Genomic DNA, 22,903 nt, shown 5'->3' with positions numbered 1-22,903 from the left:
GATTATAATTGACTTTTGATAGTATTATGGAGATGTCTAATATAAAACAATTTATATTCATCTATTAAAAAATTATGATAAATTTGTGGCATTGGTTAATCGAACCATTACAATATTCTTTCATGGTAAAAGCCATTATTATTAGTGGTTTAGTGGGCATAATTTGTTCAGTTTTATCCTGTTATATGACGTTAAAAGGATGGGCTTTAATGGGTGATGCAATTTCTCATGCTGTCTTACCCGGAGTCATTTTAGCTTATGTTTTAAAAATACCCTTAGCCATTGGTGCGTTTATCTTTGGCTTAGGTTCAGTGATCACAATTGGTTTTATAAAAGATAAAACAAGAATTAAAGAAGATACGGTTATTGGTGTGGTTTTTAGTGGTTTTTTTGCCTTTGGTTTAGTCTTAATTTCTAAAATTCCTACTAATATTGATTTAATGCACATTTTATTTGGGAATGTGTTAGGAATTTCTCAACAAGATATAATTCAAACTTTAATTATTGGTGGCATAACTTTAATTGTAATTACTTTATTTAGAAAAGATTTATTATTATTTTGTTTTGACTCTAATCATGCTAAATCTATTGGGATTAATACCACAGTTTTATATTATATCTTATTATCATTAATTGCTTTAACTATTGTGGCCGCTCAACAAACTGTTGGCATAATTTTAGTTATTTCTATGTTAGTTACTCCGGGCGCAACAGGTTATTTATTAAGTGATCGCTTTAATATAATGACATTAATTGCGGTAATTTCTGGGGTTTTATCGAGCATTTTTGGCACATATATTAGTTATTATCTTGATGCTTCAACCGGAGGTTGTATCGTAGTTTTTCAAACAATTTTATTTGTATTAGCAATGGTTTTTGCTCCCAAACATGGTTTATTAATAAAAAATGTTAATAATTTAATTTTAATAATTAAGAAATGAATCAATATTGGTATAATGGAGAATTAATTATAGGAGAAGAAATTAAACTTTCTCTTAATGATTCTGGTTTTCTTTATGGTGCAACTGTTTTTACTACTTTAAGAGTCTATCAATACAATCTTGATCATCCTTTAACCCTTTGGGATAGCCATTTAGAGCGATTAAATCATAGTATTAATAAATTTAACTGGGTTATGCCAGACTGGCTTAAAATTAAACAGGGAGCAACAATTTTAAAACAACAATATCCCGTTTTAAGAATAACTATTTTTCCTGACGGTAGGGAGTTAATTCTAGGGCGAAAATTACCCGAAAATTTAACAGAAAATCAACAAAATGGGGTAATAGCTTGGTTAAGTAATGATTTATTTTTGCAAAGAAGTTTACCCCTTGATAAAACCGGAAATTATTTAGGGGCATGGTTATCCCAGCAAAAAGCCCTCAAAATGGGGGCAAAAGAGGCAATACTTCAAAACAATCAAAATCATTGGTTAGAAACGGCTACAGGCAATTTATGGGGCTATGGAGAAGGTTTTTGGCATACTCCCCCTCTAACGGGTATTTTACCCGGTATCATGAGAAATTATCTTTTAACTACTTTAAAAAATCATGGTATTAAAGTTAAAATTAGTGCTTTTACTCCTGAATTAATTACTCAATTAGAAACACTTTTTTATAGTAATTCCGTAGTGCAAATTATGCCAATTAAACAGGTTTTAATTAATGATAACATTAGGGAATTTAAGATTAATCATTCTGCTTTAAATCAATTGCTTTTTTACTGTTTTTAGAAGTTAACTATTGACAAAAAATAAAATATGTGTTGATAGCATTTTCAACATTTCTGATGTATAATATTATGAAAATTCTAATTTTAACTAAAATCAAATAACCATGAACAATCTAACCCAATTACCCTTACCTCCCGGAAATTTAGGTCTTCCTGTGATTGGTGAAACTCTTGAATTTTTCAGTGATCCCCAATTTCAAAATAAACGAATTAAACAGTATGGAAATGTTTTTAAAACTCGTCTTTTTAATCGTGAAACTGCCGTAATGATCGGAGCAGAAGCCAATCAAATTTTATTTAAAAATGAGAATAAATATGTTAAAGCTACCTGGCCTAAAAGTACCCAAATATTATTAGGTAAAAATTCCTTGGCCATTCAAGAGGGAAATTTTCATACTTCCAGACGTAAATTATTATATCAAGCCTTTCAACCTAGAGCATTAACCAGTTATATTCCCACCATTGAAACTATTACTCAAAAGTATATAAAAAAATGGGAAAAACAACAAGAATTAACATGGTATAATGAATTGAGAAATTATACTTTTGAAATTGCTAGTTTAATTTTTGTGGGTAAAGATAGCAGTGAAAATACAAGGCTAGTTGAGTTATTTGAAGAATGGGTAAAGGGTTTATTTTCTATTCCAATTAATTTACCTTTTACCAGATTTGGAAAATCCCTAAAATGTCGTCATCAACTATTAGCTGAAATTGAAAAAATTATTAAAAAAAGACAAAATAATCATCAAGAAAATAGTCAAGATCAAGATGCTTTAAGTTTATTATTAAATGCTAAAGATGAGGAGGGAAATTCTTTATCTTTAGATGAATTAAAAGATCAAATTTTATTATTATTATTTGCCGGCCATGAAACTTTAACTTCTTCTTTAGTTTCTTTTTGTTTATTAATGGCACAATATCCTGATATTATGAACAAAGTTAGATCGGAAATTAAAGAGTTAGGAATTAACCCTCCTTTAACATTAGAAAACTTAAAATTATTAACTTATTTAGATCAAGTTTTAAAGGAAGTTTTAAGGTTTATTCCTCCTGTGGGGGGCGGTTTTAGGGAAGTAATTGAAACTTTTGAATATCAAGGTTATCAAATTCCTAAAGGTTGGATGATCCAATATCAAATTGTTAAAACCCATCAAGATGAAAATATTTATCAAAATTATGAATGTTTTGATCCCGATCGCTTTTCAATTGATAGGGCAGAAGATCGTCAACAAAATTTTGGTTATATCCCGTTTGGCGGTGGGATGAGGGAATGTTTAGGCAAAGAATTTGCACGTTTAGAAATGCGAATTTTAGCCATATTTTTAGCTAATTATCAATGGGAATTATTGCCTGATCAAGACTTAGAAAGTGTGGTTATTCCTAGCCCTCGCCCCAGAGATGGGTTAAAGGTTAAATTTTCAGTTTTTTCTGAATAAAATGAGTTACTTTTTACAATTAATAATTAACAATTATTTAAAGATCAAAAAAAGTCAAAAATAAAAAAATTTCTCTTATTTATTAATTAAAATAAAAAAACATATTAATTATTAAGTTTCTAAAATTATGAGTCATCAATTTCGAGAATTATTAAAAAAAATTGGTAGTGGGCAACAAACTAGCAAAAATTTGACTCGCCTTGAAGCGGCGATCGCTACTAAAATGATCTTAACCCAAGAAGCCACCCCCGCCCAGATCGGAGCTTTTATGATCGCCCATCGGATCAAACGCCCCACAGGAGAAGAATTGGCAGGAATGTTAGATGCCTATGACCAATTAGGCTCAAAATTACATCCTAGCCCCCATTTTAACCGCCCTGTGACGGTTTTAGGCATCCCTTATGATGGTCGTAGTCGCACCGCCCCCATTAACCCGTTAATCGCTTTAATGTTAGCATCCCTTAACATACCCGTTATTTTACACGGTGGTGATCATGTGCCGACCAAATATGGATTACCTTTAATCGAAATTTTTAAGGGTTTAAACATAGATTTTAGCCATCTTTCTTTAACAAAAATTCAACAAATTTTTGAGCAAACTTATCTTGGTTTTCTTTATACTAGAACTCAATTTCTTTATGCTCAAAATTTAATGCCCTATCGTGATGAAATCGGAAAAAGACCTCCTTTTGCAACTATAGAATTAATCTGGCAACCCTATTTAGGTGAAACTAAATTAATTAGTGGATATGTTCATAACGCTACTGAAAAAATAATTATAGACGCTTTTAAAGAAAGACAATTTAATAATTTTACTTTAATTAAAGGCTTAGAAGGTAGCCCCGATTTAAGTTTAAATAAAACTAACATTATTTTAGTTAATCAAACAGACGATAATCAAGAAATTAAATATTTAAAAATTAAAGCAAAAGATTATAATTTGCAAGGAGAAGATTTAAGTTTAGAATCAAGTCAAATTTATTTAGAAGAAGCCGAAAAAGTGTTAAGAGGAGAAAATTCTCTTTTAACTAAGGCTGTAATTTTTAATGGGGGTTTTTATCTATTTAATTTGGGTATTTGTGATACCATTGAAGAAGGTTTAACTTTAGCTACTAAGGTAATTAATGAAGGAAAACTTCAACAAAAAAGACAAGAAATTCAACAATTAACGATCCATAACTCGGTTTAAATAATCAAATAAAAATTAACTAAAAATTTTAAATTGACAAATCTTCAGGATTTAATTAAATTTTGATGTTATATTAATCTGTGTGTATCCATATTAAAATTTATTGTAATTATGAGTAATTCAACTTATCCAAAATTAAATTTCTTACTAAAAAGACTATTTTTATTAATCAGTGGATTGAGTGTGTTAAGTGGTAGTTTTGTTTTAGCTCAGGAAAACACAGAATCTACCTCAGAAACTACTCCCAATTCAGCCCCAGCCGAACAACCTCAACTTTCAGCCCCTAAAGTATCTGTGCCTTCTCAACCCCCTGTTAATGCGGTAGAGGTTATTCCGGCACCGGAAACACAGCCTAAAGTTAATTCTAATAATCATAATTACATTGATCCCACTCCCTATAATGTTCAAGCCTCTCCTAGAGTCATCTTTGAAACTCGCAATCAAAATTCAAATAATATTAACTCTGATCCTACTGCCATTAAACCTAAAATTAAACCCCAAACTTTAAGAGTTAATAATAGTAATAATATTAATAATCTTAGAGAAAATCAAGCTTATGTTAGAAAAAACCAAGCTAATTCTATCAGTAATAATAATTCAGAAAATTCTAAATACAGTTATAAATATCAATTAAATTCAGATAATAACAATCAAATAAACAGTCAAACAACCGTTTATAACCGAGCAACTCGTGTAATAAAAAAATATATTCCCACTAATACTTCTCTTTTATTCCCCTTGTCTATTCCCGCTCCCATCACTTCGGCTTTTGGTTGGAGAATACACCCCATTAGTGGCACGGCGAGAATGCACACGGGAACGGACATTGGTGCGCCGACAGGTACACCTGTATTGGCGGCCTATCAAGGAAGGGTAGAAACGGCCGGAAATTTAGGAGGTTATGGTTTAACCGTAACGATTTTACATGAAAATGATAGTCAAGAATCACTCTATGGGCATCTTTCACAGATTTTAGTACAATCGGGACAATGGGTAGAACAGGGGACGGTGATCGGTTTGGTGGGAAGTACGGGCAATTCAACTGGCCCCCATCTTCATTTTGAGTGGAGACATCGCACTCTTTCCGGTTGGGTAGCGGTGGACGCTGGTGATCATTTAAGATTAGCTATGGAAGCATTAGTTAATTCGATGGAAGTGGCTTCTAGTAATAATAATAATTCTACAAATGAAAATAATTTATAATTTCATAATTGATAATTAACAATTATTAATTGTTGCAAAAAAATTAATAATTGTTAATTGTTGAATTAGGTTTTGGGGCAATAATTTTTGAGTTTTTTAATAGTTTGGCTGATGTTTTTAGAGTGTAAATTAAAATAATTAAAACTCAGTTCCATCGGTTTGAGCATTAGTTAAATTGGCGTTTTCTAAATTAGCATTAACTAAATAGGCATAACTTAAATTTGAACCAATTAAATTACATAAAGCAAAAGAAGTACCACTACAATAACTAAATTTTAAATTTGCATTTTCTAAATAAGCACCACTAAGATCCGCTCCACTTAACCTACAACCTTGTAAATTACTATCACTTAAATCAATATCTGTGAGATCTGCACCTCTAAAATTAGCACGGAAGAAATTACTTTCACTTAAGTCTAATCCTCTTAAATTGGTGGCGGTTAAATTGCCTCCTGCAAAATCAATTTTTGGGTTTAAATTGGCAATTTCAGCTAATTCTAAAAAGTGATCTGTTTTTGCATTAATAATATTATTAATTGTTTCTTGTAATTGATCAAAATTTTCTTCTTCAATTAGGGAAATTTGCTCTTTAGTTTGATTTATTCTGACTCCTAAATGGAAATAGGTTAAACTAGATTGAAAACGATTTTCGATTAAAAATTTAACGATCAATCGATCTAAAATACTATGTTTATTGGGGCTAAGATCATGTTTCCATAAACCTTCCGCATCGGTTAAATAAATATCTTGAGGAGATACCCAAAAATGACCAATAATTTCGGCTTGATCGCTGGTAATTTTAACTTTTCCTAGCTCAATTTTTTCAAAAATTCCTGTTAAAGTTAATTGGGGAAATGGGCAGGTAAATGACCAATTCAAAATCTCTTGATGGCTTGTGGTGGTGATTTCTTCTGTGTTAACTAAAATTGAAGCAACTGACGGAGAAAATGGTTGAGCAAATTCTAAAACCCCATTTTTTAATCTTGATTCTGATTCAATTAAACAGTTATTTAAAATTAGTTGAAGTCTACCACCTTTAATGGCAAATTTAATCCTCCCCCCCAAAATATTTTCCCATTGTTGATGACAATTTAATTTTAATGCTAAATCAAATTGAGGCTCAGGGCTAGTTGATGACTCGGTGATCGCCGTGTCTAAGTCTAAGTCTAAACAGTCGGGAAAACGATTATGAATTGTAATTAAATCAAGGAAAGAGGATGCTATTTGTATCATGGGTTGTTATTATAATTTTTAGTAATAAATCAAATCTAAGGTACTTAGAAGGTTAATTGATTAAATTTAAACATTTAATCAATACCTAACTTACCACAAAAATAATCAGTGGTTGAAGGAAAATGTCGAAGTATTTTCGCCGTATAAAGCTAGTTTAGTTTATTATCAATTTTGGCAAAAATTCCTTTGAATAAAGATAATTTAGTTTTAATCTAACTCTCCTTCCATCATAATAGAAATGGCTTTTTTCGTGTTTTCCTGAAATTCTTGAACATTAACTTGATTTAAAATAATTACAGCTAATAACATTCCTAAACTTTGAAGCAGAAACACTACGCTATAAGCCAATACGGGGCTAGAAAATAACATTTTTCCTAGATCTAAAACTATTCCCCCCAAAAAGGTAGCTAAGGCTCGCGCGATCGCCTGTGCTAAACCCCACGCTCCGATAAAAGTTCCGGCGGTTTCGGCGGCCGTTAAGTCTAACATTAAACTAACTCCGCCGATCGTTCCCACGCCCGTGGCCATGCCAAAGATTAATAAAGTAGTTTTTAAAATGATTACTTGTTGAGTAAAACCAGAAATAATAATTAAAATAAAACAAATTGATACTAAAATACAACCGATTTTCGTAGTCAATTTTTGTCCTAAACGGGGAATAATTAAAAATCCGGTAATACTATAACCGATTAAAATACCAATGCCCCAAAAAGAATTTAAGAGGGTAGTTTCCCCAATTGACATTCCAAAAATATCACCGCCGTAAGGTTCTAATATGGCTTCTTGCATGAATAAACTAATAGTAAAAACTAGCAAAAAGACGAAAAATATACCTGTTTGACGACTAGCGGTTAAAATTTTAAACGCACGAATTAGGGTAATACTATCTTCTCTTTCAATATTGGTAACACGGGAAGAAAAGCGAGAATATTTTTTTTCTACTTTAAAAGTGGCGATTAATGCCATTAATAAAACAATAATTGGTACAATTAAAAATAATTGATTAATGGGCGTTTTTAAAACTTCTATGGGTGTGGGAAATTCCTTATTTCCTGTTAACAAAATTGAGCCAATATTCGCCCCTAAAATTGTGCCAGTTTGTTCAACTTTTTTGAGAAAAATACTTCCGGTAATGCCTCCAATGACAATACCAACCATTAACATTGACCAAACAATTGATACAATTCTTGAGCGATTATCTTCGTCTGAAATATCAACTAATAAAGCCGTAAAAGGCGTGGAACTGCAACTTAAAGCCACTCCATAACCTGTTAAAATTATCCCTAATAAAACTGTCCAACCAATGGTTGCATTATTCCACAACCAACCATCATTTTCCCTTACAATTAAACCTAATTCCCACACACCTTGAACTGTTAAAAAGATACAAATACCAAATAATAATGTACCGATCCAAACATAACCACTGCGATGTAGCTTTAAAATTGGTTTGGTATCGGAGAGTTGGCCAAACCAAATTCTAACGGGAGAAATAAATTGGGGAATGGCAACAATTCCGGCGGTTATAGTGGCCGGAATTGCTAATTCACTAATCATAATTCGGTTAAGTACGGCAAAGGTTAAAACTGCCATTAAGCCTAAGCCCATATTAAAAATACCAAGGCGAAACATGGTTAATAATTGGACTTTAGGGAGTTTTTTAGGAATAGATAATGGCTGATTTTCGGGAAATTCTTGATTAGTTATTTGGATAGTCATTGCCAGTTTTTAATTATTATTAATAATCATCATATTTTTGTTAATTTGGTTAACTTATTTCTTATTACTTATTTTTAAGGTAAATTTGGGGTGGGTGAAGTATTAGGTTCACTGGGTAAATTATTATTATTATTATTATCTATCGTTTGATTAGAATTAGGCTGGGGTAAATTATTATTAGGAATTGAGTAATTTTGATCGGGTAAATTATTATTAGGTAAACCTAAATTATTTTGATTAGGAAGGCCAGAAGGTAACGTATTAATATTATTAGGCGTTAAATTGTTATTATTAGATTGACCGGGTAAAGTTGCTAAAGCAATTCGATCGCCGCCGATGGTTCTTAAGATGTCTAAAATTTTAACAACATTACTATAACTGGTATTACGAGAAGCGTGTAAAACAACCAAACCAGAAGGGTTTTGTTGATAATATTGAACAATTGCTTGATTTAAACGAGTTTCATTAGTTGGTTCTTTTTCTAAATAAATATTGCCCATTTCATCTAAACTAACTACTAACATTTTTTGCATTTGAGAAGTAGCAGTTTGGGCTTTTGGTAAATCAAGATTAATGGCCTGTTGACGAGATAAACTAACTGCTCCTAACATAAAAAAGGTTAAAATACAAAAAACTACATCAATTAAAGGCACAACATTAATACTAACTTCCTCACTTTGGGAATGATCATTCCATAATTTGAGGGGGGCAACAGGAAAATATTTTTTTCCTGAATTTCTTTTTTTCTGATGATTATTCATGGTTATTTGTTAATTATTTAAAATAAGAAAAAATTTTAATTGTCCATTGTCAATTATCTATTATTAATTATTATTCGTCTTCTTCTTGATAATTAGCCACTTCAGGGGATTCGATCGTAGCAGTTAAAGGTTCATCTTCTTCATCCATTTCAGTCCAATGTTGACGATAAATCACTTCTAATTCACTTCCCGCTTTGCGAAAAATGCGCACTTGATTTGACCATAAACCTTGAAATAAACGATAAAAAGCTAAAGTTGCAATGGCTACAATTAAACCAAAAGCAGTTGAAAATAAAGCCTCTCCAATACCTGTGGAAACACCGGCGGCCGCATCTGTTCCCAGATCGCTAATGCGTAAATTTCTCAAACTGCGAATTAACCCTAAAACCGTTCCCAATAAGCCTAACAAAGGAGATAGGGCGATCACCGCTTCTAAAATTTTATCACCCCTTTTCATTAAAGCCAATTCATCATCGGCCACAGACTCGATCGCCAAATGAAACACATCAGGAGTAGGATCCGTTAATCTTAAGGGAGTATATAAAAAGCGTCCTAAAGGGTGTTGACGGTATTTTCTGGCCGTTTCTTTAGCAAAATTCCAGTCCTGTAAGGCCGAGTCCATGATCCGAGTTAAAATTTGTTGTTCTGTAAAAATAATTTGCGACCAAAACCAAACCCTCTCAATGATTGTACCAACGGCTAAAATAGATAAAAATACTAGGGGATAAAAAGTTAACCCCACTTTACTAATAAATTCTGCAAGTGTCACCTAAGATTAAACCTCCTCTGTTTTAGATTAATTTTGATATTAATAAATTATGTTTAAATAGTTCCCCCTCGCCCCTTAGAACAAGGGCTTAGGGGGTCAGACAGATCAGATTATTTTTTCAGATTTTCTAAACCTTGAACCACTGTCGCCGAAGTAATGCGATCGCCCTGTTGAATTTGATCAACCACGTTCATCCCCTCGGTAACATAGCCAAATACAGCATAATCCCCATCAAGGAAATCTAATTGACTTAAAGCAAAATAAAATTGAGAGGATGCTGAGTTAGGCATTTGAGAACGAGCCATGGCCACCGCACCTCGGCGATGAGGTAAAACCACATCCACCGCATTACGCCCTTGATTGCCTAAAGCTTGTCCGTAGGTGGGTTCATCTTGACCTTCTAACTTAATTTCTAAAGGAATATAACGCTGTTGATTGGTTTGAGGGTCAATAAACCCCCCTGTCCCAAGCATTCCGCCAAAATTAGGGTCTTTACCTTGGGGATCACCACCCTGCACCACAAAAGGCTGAGGGGAGTTAACGACACGGTGAAAAGGTAAATCATCATAAACTTTACGGCTCACTAAATCTACAAAATTGCCGGCCGTAATGGGGGCATTATCGCCATCCACTTCAATGGTAATTTTGCTTCCATTAACGGTCATTTCAACCGTAGCTTTACCTTCAAGTCTGGGTAAGGAATTTGATTGCATAGTTTGAGTTTGAGTAGGAATAGGTGTACTTGTTTGTGTTGGATTTGGCATGGGAGTTTGAGCATTAGTAGTTTTGTTACCTTGCTCAACCTCACAACCAACTAAGGTAAAACTACTAATTAAGCAAAAAATAACTAGAGATTTTAACCAAAAATCAGTTTTTATTTTCATTATTTTAGAATGATTAGAGCTTAAATCAAAATGGAATTTAAAAATTTATCTTAACTTTACAAACCTTCTAAGGGGACTTGTAAAAATCTAGCTAACTGCGCACCTTGATTTTCTAATTCAGAAATAGAAATAGGTTGTCCCACACGAGTTAAAGGAAGATCACGGCGTTTTTTGACTTTTAAATATAACATTCTTTTGGGATTAATTCCCTCTTTAATTTCCGCTCTAACAGATTGAATCTCATCTAAAGAAAATTCTAATTCAATTTTACGATTTTTCCCCGGATAACCCCAACGAAAAATTTTAGCAACATTGGTTTTTTTATTAAATTCATTATAACCTCCTCCTAAATTCCAAACAATTGTTAGGAAAAGATAAAGAGAAACACAAGTTCCTGCTACGCCATAAAAACTTAAGGCTAAACCTTGAGGAATAAAAGTTAAAGTGCTAGTATCACTAACGATTAAAAAATTTTGATGAAAATAACTCGAAAGTCCTGCTAATAGAAAACCAATTCCCCCAATGGCTGAAATAACCGCCCAAAAATAGTTACTCAACCGTTTTGCTCCGACAATTTCTTGACGAAATATTTGATCAGAAGGTGAATTTACCTGAGTTGTCATAAATGAAAAAAGTTTTATTGTCAATTTTATAAATTTTTCTTGAGTTGATTATTATAGCACTTAATAATTGATAATTGATAATTGACAATGGATTATGGAGAATTGATGATGATTTAATCTAATTTCCATAAAACAGGATTAGATTCTAAATGAGATGTTACTGTTTGACTAATTTGGTCAATTTTGTTTAAATCTTCCGGTGAAATTTTAACTTCAATGGCCTTAATATTTTCTAATATTTGTTGTTCATTTCTGACCCCTGAAATAACATTAGTTTGAGGTTGGGCAATTAACCATGCTAAAGCTAATTGAGCTAAGTTACAATTATATTTTTCGGTGAATATTTGAAGTTGACTTAAAGCGGTTTGTACCCTTGCATAATTGTCTGGTAAAAATAATTTATTTTTAGCACGATGATCCCCTTCTAAAAATTGATGATCTGCTTTAAATTTTCCCGTTAAAATGCCTTGAGCTAAGGGAGAATAGGCTAATATTGAAATATTATTTTCGACACAATAGGGCAAAGCATCCTGTTCAACTTGTCGCCAAAATAAAGAATAGGGAGGTTGTAAACTATCTATTCTCCCATATTGGGAGGCTTCCTTTAACTGTTGATGGTTAAAATTTGACACTCCGATGGCTCTGATTTTTCCCTGTTCTTTAAGTGTATTCAGAGCCTTCATTGTTTCTTCAATGGGTATAATTTCCGTATTCCATGAGCCAGAAGGCCAATGTATTTGGTATAAATCAAGATAATCAGTTTTTAATCTTCTCAAAGAACCCTCACAAGCCTCAATAACTTGCTCATATTTTAAATGATTAGCAAACACTTTAGTGGCATAAACCAAGCGATCGCGCAGATGGGAAACAGCCTCGGCAATAATAGTTTCTGAGTGGCCATCCCCATAAACCTCAGCCGTATCAATGGTATTAATACCAGCGTCTACGGCGGTGCGAATGGCTTTAATACTTTCTTGATCATCAATGCCCACCCACATTTTTTTACCCGTTTGCCAAGTGCCTAAAATGATGGGGGTAATATTAATCTTTGAATTACCTAATTGTTTAGTTTCCATAGTTTAATTTTAATAGTTGATTTGATCATAATTATATTAACTTATTTTAAAATTTAATGGGTTCAATTCCCACAAAATTTAAAGTAACTTGACGGCTATTTTGAGGGCAATAATTAAGATGAATTTCTAAATATTGATCTGGTTTATAGGGTAATCTTTTTGCCCATTCAATGGCTACTATGCCCAGTTCAACTTCATCTCCTTCCCAATAACTTTCTAAATATAATTGTTCGATCGCCGAGCCTTCTAAGCGATATAAGTCTAAATGATATAGGGGTATTCTCCCTTCTAAATATTCATTAATTAGGGTAAAAGTAGGGCTAATGATCGGCTCTTTTAAACCTAAACCTTGCCCTATTCCCTGAACTAAAGTTGTTTTACCTGCACCGAGATCGCCTTCTAATAAAATGACTGTTCCAACTGATAGTTTTTCGCCTAAAAATTGACCTAATTTTAAAGTTGCTTCTCGATCGGGTAATGTGATAGTTTGTGTTGAATTTATCATATTATTTGTTATTCGTTATTTGTTATTTAGATTTGACTCAATAAATTAGACCTCTTGCGAAAGTATCAGACGATCGCCAATTTTGTCTTCAAAGAAAGCTCATAATTGTAAATACCTGCAATTAAATTAAATCTTAATCTAAAACGTTTTCTTCTATTTCTATATCGTGATGAAAGTATTTTAAATATTTTCAAATGACGATGAATATGTTCAACAATTATCCTTTCTTTTGCTAGTTGACGATTAAATTGTTTTTCTTCTGAACTGAGTTTTTGTTTCTTCTTTTTTTGATAGGGATGGTACTATTTTTATGAATTTTATTAATTCCTTGATACCCTTTATCTGCTAAACATTTGGTATCTTCATTTAGATTTATTTTACTTTTTTTAAACAGGTTAAAATCATGAATTTGTCCTTTTGCAAAAGCTGTACAAATTATTTCTGCACTTTTTTTATTGATCAATAGTTGGGATTTTATTGTATGATAGCCTTGCTTCCCACTATAATAACTTTTCTGTTTTTTTGAGGACGTTCTATCTCATGTTCTGAGACATCAACTGCTACTATTTCGATCTCATTCTCACTTTGAATTAGCGTTCTTTTCCCCTGTAAAGTAAACAAACCTGAACTAATTAAAATTTTCTCAATTTTATTCACAATTCGACAAACATTTGATTCATGAATTCCCCAATCAATTGCTAAATGAAAAAAAGAACGATATTCTCTTAAATAGGCAAGAGTCATTAATATTTGATCTTCTATAGATAATTTGCTTTTCCTTCCCGGTTTTTTTTGGAGTATTTTTTCAGCTTTGACAATTTTTACCATATCATTAAATGTTTCGAGCTGAACTCCACAATAGCGTTTAAACTCAGTTGAGTTTAATTTTTTGACTTCTTCATAATTCATATTCTGTTCTCCAATTTTTTCTTTATTGTACTTTCATGATCCCACTTTCGCAAGAGGTCTAATTTTTCCTTATTTTCACAATCCTCTACTTTTAAGTAGAGGTTATTTTAATCAATTCTAGTTGATCCTTCGCTTTAGACTCAATTAATCTTTAGTTCTGAGTTTACGAAGGCTCAACTATAAATTTAATGTTACCCCTGACTTTATTCTGAGGTTTCTTGAGTGTTTTCTATGTCTATTTCCGAGTCAGCTTCTTCCGAGGAGGGAACGATCGCAACCTCGGCGATCGCATCATCTTCATCAAGACGTTGTACCCTTACGCCCTTAGCATTACGAGACTGGAGAGAAATAGCATTGATCGCCTGACGAATAATAATACCTCGGTTAGAAACGATCATTAACTCATCTTCTTGACTCACCATGCGCAAAGCCGCTAGTTGATCCTGATCGGAACGGAATTTAATCGCCCTTAAACCTAGGCCGGCACGGCGTTGTAGTCTGAACTGGGAAATGGGAACACGCTTCCCAAAACCGTTACGGGTGATGGCTAATAACCATAAAGTTTCATTAGTTTCTTCGATCATTTCCTCATCTTCATCACTTTCTTTTTCTTCTATTTCTTCCTCATTTTGGTTTGCTAATAGATCGGTAATTACATAAGCGGGAACAATGTCCATACTAATTAGTTCATCTTTATTTCTTAATTTCATCGCTTTAACTCCCTTAGTATTACGACCGAGGGGGCGAATTTGATCATCATTAAGTTGAAAATGAATGGCCATCCCCTTACAACTACCAATAATTACGCTATCTTCAGATCGGGCTAAACGTACCCACCGCAGTTGATCTCCCTCCTCTAAAGAAATAGCAATTAAACCATTATTGCGAATATTACTAAAGGCACTCAGGGGCGTTTTCTTAATAAATCCTTTCTGAGTTAACATGATCAAATATTGATCGTCTGTAAACTCAGTTACCGATACCATCGAGGTGATTTTTTCATCTTGGCCAATGGGTAACATCTGCACGATCGGCACACCTTGAGCGGCTCTTGAGCCTAAAGGCACTTGATAGGAATACATGGAATACACCACCCCTCGATCGCTGAAGAATAAGACCTTATCATGGTCACAGCAAGACATAAACTGCTCTACCACATCATCTTCTTTAATTTTAGCGGCGGCTTTACCCCTTGTGGCGCGGTTTTGTTGGCCAAAGGTATTGACGGGCATCCTTTTAATATAGCCACGCTCAGTTAATAAAATAATTGCTTTCTCATTAGCGATTAAATCTTTATCTAATAAATCACCATCATTTTGAATAATTTGTGAGCGTCTGGGGGTGGCGTGGGTTTCTTTAATTTTGCTTAATTCATCAATAATAATCTGATCTATTCTTTCTTTTTTCGCTAAAATATCTTCTAAATCAGCAATTTTTTCTAAAAGTGCTTCATGTTCTTTTTGAATTTTATCAGCTTCTAAGGCGGTTAAACGGCGCAATTGCATTTGTAAAATTGCATCGGCCTGAACTTCCGATAAGCCAAAGCGATCCATTAATTCCTGTTTGGCGATCGCCGTGTCGGCCGCCCCCCGAATTAACGCAATAACCGCATCTAGGTTATCTAAAGCGATCAATAAACCTTGTAATAAATGATCTCTTTCCTGAGCTTTGCGTAGTTCATACTGAGTACGGCGAGTAATTGCCTCTACTCTAAAGTCAAGAAAAACGGTTAAAAATTGTTTTAAAGTTAAAACTTGAGGCTCACTATTGACTAATGCCAACATATTCGCCCCAAAATTACTCTGAATTGGTGTTTGTTTATAAAGATTGTTTAAAACTACCCTTGGATAAGCGTCTCGCTTCAATTCAATTACGATCCTCATCCCCGTGCGATCGCTTTCATCCCTAATATCGGAAATTCCTTCTATTTTTTTATCATTAACTAATTCAGCAATTTTTTCAATTAAGGCCGCTTTATTAGTTTGATAGGGTAATTCGGTTACAATAATTGCTTCTTTATTAGGGCGGCCTTTATGTTCAATTGTTTGAATTTCCGCCACTCCTCGCATGGTGATTGAGCCACGCCCCGTTAAATAAGCGTCTTTAATGCCACCACGACCTAAGATATGCGCACCTGTGGGGAAATCAGGCCCGGGTATATATTGCATTAATTCTTGAACGGTTAACTCAGGATTGTGAATCAGAGCAATTACCCCGTCTATTAATTCTCCCAAATTGTGAGGAGGAATATTGGTGGCCATGCCCACCGCAATGCCAGAAGAACCATTTAACAACAGTTGAGGAACTCTGGAAGGTAGCACCACAGGCTCTTGTTGTGAACCATCGAAATTATCAATAAAATCAACAGTTTCCGACTCAATATCCTGTAATAAAGCATCGGTGGCCAAAGACTGTAAACGACACTCTGTGTAACGCATAGCGGCGGGGGGATCGTTATCCACCGAGCCAAAATTACCATGACCATTAATCAGAGGATTGCGCATGGAAAAATCCTGAGCCATCCTCACTAAAGCATCATAAACCGCCGTATCACCGTGGGGGTGATATTTACCTAAAACTTCCCCTACTACCCTCGCACATTTACGGAAAGGGCGATCGGGGGTCAAACCGAGTTCATACATAGCGTATAAAATGCGGCGGTGAACGGGTTTTAAGCCATCCCGTGCATCAGGTAAAGCCCGACCCACGATCACACTCATGGCATATTCAAGGTAAGATCGAGACATTTCCCCACTGAGATCCGTGGGAATAATTCGTTCTTCTGTGGTTGTCATAGAAATAATAAACTCCGTCTCAATAAAATTTTCTAATTAAGGACTAAAAAAAATTAATCTACAAGGATTAAAATAGGGGATTTTTTTTGATTTTTCCCTTTTTCATTTTAACATAAAGATGTATAATTTTTGATTTTAATTTTCCTTAAAAAATTTAGGTTTTTTTTTGATTTAATTACCGAAAATTTGGATTGAACAAAAATTAAAATTCTGTGATAAAATTAAAGATCATAAATTACTTAATTTTAACTTTAAATATTCTTAGATTAATTATGCTCAAAATCATTTTTTTTGGTACACCGCAATTTGCTGTTCCTACGTTAAATTTATTATTAGAAAATCCTAATTTTGAAGTTAAAGGAGTGGTAACACAACCAGATAAAAAACGAGGGCGAGGCAATGAAATGTTGCCCTCTGATGTTAAAAAAGTGGCTTTAAATCATAATTTACCTATTTGGCAACCTATTAATATTAAAAAAGATCAAGAAACGATTAATCAATTAAAAGAAGTTAAAGCTGATGCTTTTGTGGTGGTGGCCTATGGTCAGATTTTATCACGAAAAATCTTAAATTTGCCCCGTCTGGGTTGTATTAATTTACATGGTTCAATTTTACCGAAATATCGAGGGGCCGCGCCTATTCAATGGTGTTTATATGATGGGGAAAATATAACGGGAAATACTACTATGTTAATGGATCGGGGCATGGATACGGGTGCAATGTTATTACAGGATCAACTTTCTATTAATATTTTAGATAATGCCGATCAAATTGGGGAAAAATTATCTTACAATGGTGCTAATTTAATGTTAGAAACTTTATTAAAATTAGAAAAAAATGAAGTTAAACCTATTGCTCAAGATCATAATTTAGCGACCTATGCTAGTTTAATTAATAAATCAGATTATGAATTAAATTGGCAAAGATCGGCCTTAGAATTACATAATCAAGTTCGGGCTTTTTATCCCCATTGTGTGAGTTATTTTCGGGAAAAACAAGTAAAAATTATGCAAACTATTCCCCTAAATCAAATAATTTTAGATCAATTATCACAGGAATATCAATCTTTAAAACAACAATGTTCTGATCTTACACAATTAAATGGAGAAGTTGGAGAAATTGTCGCTATTATTAAAAAATGGGGGGCAATTATTAAAACAGAAGCAGATTATTTATTATTAAAAGAAGTTCAATTATCAGGGAAAAAAGTACAATCAGGTTGGGATTTTGTCAATGGTTGTCATTTAAAAATAGGGGAAAAATTTGTAACAATGGACAGTTGATCATATACACAAAACAATTGTTGATTCTTGAAGCCTAAATTATTAAAATATAGCAAAGTAATAGATTTTTGATCTTCACACAGTATTAAATGATACAGACAAATATTTTAAATTTAGAGAATATTCTAAAAATTACCAACTCTAACTTTGCTCGATCAAATTCACGTTTAAGGATAATCAATAATGTTAAAAGGTATTCACCATCAAAAAAAAATTATTTCTGGCAACAGGAAAAAGTCACAATCAAATAATTCTTTTTCCTTTGCACAGGATAATTATTTAAAATCTTTACAAAAAATCTTTAATTTCTTTTCACCTTATTGGTTCGCTTGTATTCCTTTAAGTGCAATTATTTTTATTGTCTGGGGTAGTGCTATTCATGCCCAAACACCCCCCGAAACTTTAACACCCGAAGAAGCTCTCGCACAGTTACAGGGTACGGTTAATGCACTTTGGGTTCTAGTAGCCTCGATCCTTGTGATCTTTATGAATGCCGGTTTTGCCATGTTGGAAACTGGCTTTTGTCGTCAAAAAAATGCGGTTAACATTTTAGCCAAAAATTTAATCGTTTTTGCCTTAGCCACTATGGCTTACTGGACGATCGGCTATTCTTTGATGTTTGCCCAAGGTAATGCGGTGATCGGCTTTGGAGGCTTTTTCCTCAGTGGAACGGCTGAAACATACGGTTTAGCACCCTTTCCCGAAGGTTTACCCGTCCCTTTGCATTTCCTTTTCCAATCTGCTTTTGCAGGGACGGCCGCTACCATTGTCTCAGGGGCAGTGGCTGAAAGAATTAAATTTTCTGAATTTTTAATTTTTAGTCTGCTCCTAGTAGGTGTTGCCTATCCCATTACCGGACATTGGATCTGGTGGTCTGGCGGACTTCTTAATCAAATTTCTTTTTTAACTGATGGCAGTGGTAACACCATGGGAGTTAAAGATTTTGCCGGATCTTTAGCTGTTCACTCCGTTGGCGGTTGGGCGGCCTTAGTGGGTGCGGCACTTTTAGGGCCTAGAATGGGCAAATATAGCGCAGATCGCATCAATGCTTTACCCGGCCATAATATGAGTATCGCCACTTTAGGCTGTTTAATCTTATGGGTATGTTGGTTCGGCTTTAACTCCGGCTCAACTTTAGCGGCCAATGAGTCCATCGCCCATATTGCCGTTACAACTAACTTAGCGGCCGCCATCGGTGGCATCGTAGCCACAGCAACTTCTTGGCTCAAAGACAAAAAACCCGACTTATCCATGATTATTAACGGTATTTTAGCCGGATTAGTGGGTGTTACGGCCGGATGTGATGCGGTCACTTATTGGGGCGCAATCTGGATCGGAGCGATCGCAGGTTTAATCGTGGTTTTTGCCGTAAGTTTCTTTGATAAAATGCACATTGATGATCCCGTAGGTGCAACCTCAGTTCACCTTGTTTGTGGCACATGGGGAACATTTGCCGTAGGTTTATTTCATCAAGATCTAGGCTTATTCTACGGCGGAGGCATCAATCAGTTAATCGCTCAGATTTTAGGTATTTTAACCGTTGGTGGCTTCACCGTAGCCTTTAGTTTTGGCGGTTGGTATGTACTTAAAACTGTTTTTGGCATCCGAGTTTCTCAAGAGGAAGAACATAACGGCTTAGACGTTGGAGAACACGGCATGGAAGCTTATAGTGGCTTTGTCAAAGAGTCCGATGTTCTGTTTAGCGGTTCAGCCACAGGTATTAGTGGTATTGACAAAAATTCAGTCTAAACATAATTAGTTTAAAAAACTAACCTTTAAAGTCGGAGATTTTTAAAATCCCCGACTTTTTGATTTTTGGTGTGAGGGTAAAATCATAGATCTTTGGGTTTTATTGATTAAAGATTTCTAAATGAATCAATTGTAACAGTTTATCTAGTTGAAAAGTGTTGTAATACTTTCCTAACTGACATCAAGATAATCTTATTAGGCTTCAAGCCTTGATTTTGACATGAAAAAAAAAACCTTTGTAATCGGATTATTGACTTTAATCTTCTTCAATTTATTTAATTCTAATGTTCTAGCTCAAACCTTAGATCCAGAAGCGATCCAAGCGGCCTTAGACAACGCTCAAGAATCGGCCGATACTGCTTATATGTTAATTTGTACCGCCTTAGTTTTATTAATGACTCCGGGATTAGCTTTTTTCTATGGTGGTTTTGTTTCCAGAAAAAATATTCTTAATACTTTGATGATGAGTTTCCTTTTGATGGGTATTGTGGGCGTAACTTGGCTCTTATGGGGTTATAGTTTGGCTTTCGCCCCCGGAAATCCCATCATTGGCGGTTTAGAATGGAGTTTACTTAACTTTAAACTTAATTTTAACGATTTATTTTTAAGCACGAAAGACTATTTACCCCATTTCCCCTACGAAGATGCCCTCAAAGCGGCCGATCCTGAATATGCGGATCTGACTTCCTACGCACCAACTATTCCCCATTTAGCTTTTATGATGTATCAGGGGATGTTCGCCATTATTACCCCTGCCTTAATTTCCGGTGCGATCGTGGAAAGAACCACCTTTAAGGCTTATACTTTATTTGTAGTATTATGGTCAACTTTTGTCTATTGTCCCCTCGCTCACATGGTTTGGGCGAAAGGCGGTTTATTCGGTTTAGCCGGAGGTTTAGGGGCTTTAGATTTTGCTGGGGGGACTGTAGTACATATTGTTTCAGGTGTTTCGGCCTTTGTAGCGGCCATTATGATCGGGCCTCGTAAAGCTTATCCTACTAGGTTATCAGCCCCCCATAATGTACCTTTTATCCTTTTAGGCGCAGGTTTACTGTGGTTTGGTTGGTTTGGCTTTAATGCGGGAAGTGCTTTAGCTTCGGGTAGTTTGGCCACCGTTGCCTTTGTAACTACTAATACGGGGGCGGCCTCTGGTTTAATCACTTGGTTAATTTTAGAACAAATTTTAAGAGGAAAACCCACCGCAGTGGGAGCGGCTTCGGGTGCTGTGGCAGGGCTAGTGGGTATTACCCCAGCGGCCGGTTTTGTCCATCCTTTAGCGGCCATTATTATCGGTAGTTTAACGGCGGTTTGTTGTTTTTTTGCCATTAGTTTTAAAACTAAACTGGGCATTGATGATGCCTTAGATACTTACCCTGTGCATGGTGTGGGGGGTACAGTGGGAGCGATTTTAGTTGGTATTTTTGCGATGAAATCAATTAATTCCTTAGGTAGTGGTTTAGTTGACGGTAATGTGAAACAATTATTAATTCAAATTGCGGCGATCCTTCTTTCTTATCTAATTGCAATTGTGGGAACATTTATTATTATTAAAATTGTAGATGCAACAGTTGGTTTACGACTCAAACCGGAAGCGGAAATGCAAGGTTTAGATATTAATGAACATGGTGAAGAAGGTTATGGTGAAGAATTTGCAGGTGGAATTAGTCAATTTAATGCTATTAATCAAGACTAATTTTAATAGTAAATCTTTCCTCTTTAAATCTACTTTGTGATCAAAGTAGATTTTTTTTGACAATTGATCAATAATGATTAACAATAATGATCAGTTGACAGTTGATACCATTTACAAAAAGTAAGTTCAGGGTTAGTATAGGAATAAATTAACAGGAGCAATAGTATGTCAGGAATATCAAAAATAGAAGTAATTGAATCAGCAGATACACTAAAAAATCTCATGAAACAACAAAAAACAGCTTTGAATTTTGCCAAAGTTCAAGCTTTATATCTTTGGAAAATTCAAGTGGCTGAAACGATCAGATACTTAGCGGTAATGATGGGGCGTAGTGAGAGAACAATTTACGAATGGTTTCACTTATATAAGACGGAAGGATTAGACGCATTATTACAAGAACATAATAAAACAGGAAGACCAAAAAAACTAGAGCTAGAAACAGTTGCTCTGGTCAAAAAAGAATTAAGTGAGCCTCAAGGATTTAACAGTTACCAAGAAATAAAAATATGGTTATTTACTTGTCAAGATATTGAGATAAGTTATACCACAATACATCAATTAGTGAGATACGAATTAGGGGCAAAATTAAAAGTACCACGTCCTTATCATGAGTATCAAAATGAAGGGGTAATATCCGTATTTAAAGAGTATTTACCCATAAGATTAAAAGGCATAATAGCTCAAATAAAAGAGAAATGGGGTGATACTAAAAATATTTGTTACTGGTGTCAAGATGAAACTAGATTAGGTTTTAGAACAGAATTAGGAAGGAAAATAACTTTAAAAGGAGTCAAACCAGAACAAGAATTACAATGGCATTATGACTATTATTATCTTTATGGATTAATCGAAGTAGAAAATGGCAAAAGTTTTTTCTATGAACTATCTCATTTTAATAGTGAATGCTTTGGTAAATATTTAACAGAATTTAGTAAAGAATATCCCGATGAGGTTCATATAATACAGTTAGATAATGCACCCTGTCATACTGCCAAAAAGTTAGAAGTACCTGAGAATATAATTTTGTTATTTCAACCACCTTATTGTCCAGAAGTAAATCCGATTGAAAGACTGTGGTTATATATCAAACAACAGTTAAAAAATATCTGGTTTAAGAACTTAGATGATGTCAAAAATAAAGTAGCTAATATCTTAAATAATTTACAAGAAGATTTTATCCTGTCTTTAGCAGGTTGGGATTATATTGTTAATGCTTTATCTGTGTAGCTACTTTTTGTAAATGGTATGACGAGTAAGAATTGACAATTGTTAAACCAATTAAAATTATGAATTTTAAATTTTAATGTTTTACAAACGGTTTCCAATTTGGGCTTTAATTTCAGTG

At 34.1% G+C, this 22,903-nt stretch carries 18 protein-coding genes and 1 pseudogene; 9 read left to right on the top strand and 10 right to left on the bottom strand.

Annotated features, from left to right (window positions below; translation table 11 throughout):
• Positions 1-74: 74 nt before the first annotated feature.
• The 5 genes from Anndu_RS00175 to Anndu_RS00155 all read left to right on the top strand — a co-directional run bounded on the left by Anndu_RS00175 (position 75) and on the right by Anndu_RS00155 (position 5,559).
• On the top strand, positions 75-941 hold the full coding sequence (locus tag Anndu_RS00175) for a metal ABC transporter permease (RefSeq protein ID WP_464102432.1): 867 nt from the start codon (positions 75-77) through the stop codon (positions 939-941).
• Positions 938-1,732: an aminotransferase class IV gene (locus tag Anndu_RS00170; RefSeq protein ID WP_464102431.1), complete on the top strand. Its 795-nt coding sequence runs from the start codon at positions 938-940 to the stop codon at positions 1,730-1,732. The genes Anndu_RS00175 and Anndu_RS00170 overlap by 4 nt, the downstream gene beginning before the upstream one ends.
• A 103-nt stretch (positions 1,733-1,835) precedes the next feature.
• Complete coding sequence (locus tag Anndu_RS00165; protein WP_464102430.1) at positions 1,836-3,167, top strand: cytochrome P450; 1,332 nt, start codon at positions 1,836-1,838, stop codon at positions 3,165-3,167.
• A 127-nt stretch (positions 3,168-3,294) separates the two neighbouring features.
• Positions 3,295-4,356 carry an anthranilate phosphoribosyltransferase family protein gene (locus tag Anndu_RS00160; protein WP_464102429.1) on the top strand — a complete coding sequence of 354 codons (1,062 nt, stop codon included), beginning with the start codon at positions 3,295-3,297 and terminating at the stop codon, positions 4,354-4,356.
• A 111-nt stretch (positions 4,357-4,467) separates the two neighbouring features.
• Positions 4,468-5,559 (top strand): M23 family metallopeptidase, encoded by a 1,092-nt coding sequence (locus Anndu_RS00155; protein ID WP_464102428.1) that lies wholly within the window; start codon positions 4,468-4,470, stop codon positions 5,557-5,559.
• A 138-nt stretch (positions 5,560-5,697) separates the two neighbouring features.
• Here Anndu_RS00155 and Anndu_RS00150 read toward each other — a convergent pair whose 3' ends face one another.
• The 10 genes and pseudogenes from Anndu_RS00150 to gyrA all read right to left on the bottom strand — a co-directional run bounded on the left by Anndu_RS00150 (position 5,698) and on the right by gyrA (position 16,833).
• The gene (locus Anndu_RS00150) at positions 5,698-6,792 is read right to left on the bottom strand and encodes a pentapeptide repeat-containing protein (protein WP_464102427.1); all 1,095 of its coding nucleotides are present in this window, start codon (positions 6,790-6,792) and stop codon (positions 5,698-5,700) included.
• A gap of 207 nt (positions 6,793-6,999) precedes the next feature.
• Positions 7,000-8,511 carry a BCD family MFS transporter gene (locus Anndu_RS00145; protein ID WP_464102426.1) on the bottom strand — a complete coding sequence of 504 codons (1,512 nt, stop codon included), beginning with the start codon at positions 8,509-8,511 and terminating at the stop codon, positions 7,000-7,002.
• A gap of 74 nt (positions 8,512-8,585) precedes the next feature.
• A complete protein-coding gene (locus Anndu_RS00140) occupies positions 8,586-9,272 on the bottom strand; it encodes an ExbD/TolR family protein (protein ID WP_464102425.1) in 687 nt (228 codons plus the stop codon).
• 70 nt (positions 9,273-9,342) lie between these two features.
• Complete coding sequence (locus tag Anndu_RS00135; RefSeq protein WP_464102424.1) at positions 9,343-10,041, bottom strand: MotA/TolQ/ExbB proton channel family protein; 699 nt, start codon at positions 10,039-10,041, stop codon at positions 9,343-9,345.
• A gap of 110 nt (positions 10,042-10,151) precedes the next feature.
• The gene (locus Anndu_RS00130) at positions 10,152-10,928 is read right to left on the bottom strand and encodes a peptidylprolyl isomerase (RefSeq protein ID WP_464104141.1); all 777 of its coding nucleotides are present in this window, start codon (positions 10,926-10,928) and stop codon (positions 10,152-10,154) included.
• 53 nt (positions 10,929-10,981) lie between these two features.
• Positions 10,982-11,548, bottom strand: a complete 567-nt coding sequence (locus tag Anndu_RS00125; RefSeq protein WP_464102423.1) for a photosystem I assembly protein Ycf4 — start codon at positions 11,546-11,548, stop codon at positions 10,982-10,984.
• A gap of 113 nt (positions 11,549-11,661) precedes the next feature.
• A complete protein-coding gene (locus tag Anndu_RS00120; protein ID WP_464102422.1) occupies positions 11,662-12,624 on the bottom strand; it encodes an aldo/keto reductase in 963 nt (320 codons plus the stop codon).
• Between the two features lie 46 nt (positions 12,625-12,670).
• Entirely contained in the window at positions 12,671-13,129 is a 459-nt protein-coding gene (tsaE, locus tag Anndu_RS00115) for a tRNA (adenosine(37)-N6)-threonylcarbamoyltransferase complex ATPase subunit type 1 TsaE (protein WP_464102421.1), read from the bottom strand.
• 65 nt (positions 13,130-13,194) lie between these two features.
• Positions 13,195-14,038: pseudogene (locus Anndu_RS00110) on the bottom strand (IS5 family transposase).
• A gap of 203 nt (positions 14,039-14,241) precedes the next feature.
• Entirely contained in the window at positions 14,242-16,833 is a 2,592-nt protein-coding gene (gyrA, locus tag Anndu_RS00105; protein ID WP_464102420.1) for a DNA topoisomerase (ATP-hydrolyzing) subunit A, read from the bottom strand.
• A 272-nt stretch (positions 16,834-17,105) separates the two neighbouring features.
• Between gyrA and fmt the strand changes: the two genes are divergently transcribed.
• From fmt to Anndu_RS00085, 4 genes are all read left to right on the top strand, one after another.
• Complete coding sequence (fmt, locus tag Anndu_RS00100; protein ID WP_464102419.1) at positions 17,106-18,116, top strand: methionyl-tRNA formyltransferase; 1,011 nt, start codon at positions 17,106-17,108, stop codon at positions 18,114-18,116.
• Between the two features lie 183 nt (positions 18,117-18,299).
• Positions 18,300-19,865 carry an ammonium transporter gene (locus tag Anndu_RS00095; protein ID WP_464102418.1) on the top strand — a complete coding sequence of 522 codons (1,566 nt, stop codon included), beginning with the start codon at positions 18,300-18,302 and terminating at the stop codon, positions 19,863-19,865.
• 220 nt (positions 19,866-20,085) lie between these two features.
• Positions 20,086-21,558 (top strand): ammonium transporter, encoded by a 1,473-nt coding sequence (locus Anndu_RS00090; protein ID WP_464102417.1) that lies wholly within the window; start codon positions 20,086-20,088, stop codon positions 21,556-21,558.
• Between the two features lie 165 nt (positions 21,559-21,723).
• Positions 21,724-22,785 carry an IS630 family transposase gene (locus tag Anndu_RS00085; RefSeq protein WP_464102232.1) on the top strand — a complete coding sequence of 354 codons (1,062 nt, stop codon included), beginning with the start codon at positions 21,724-21,726 and terminating at the stop codon, positions 22,783-22,785.
• Positions 22,786-22,903: the final 118 nt, after the last annotated feature.

This window comes from Annamia dubia NIES-4383 (assembly GCF_055394725.1).
The sequence above is the reverse complement of the archived record's forward strand: the minus strand, read 5'-3'. Positions and strand labels throughout refer to the sequence as shown.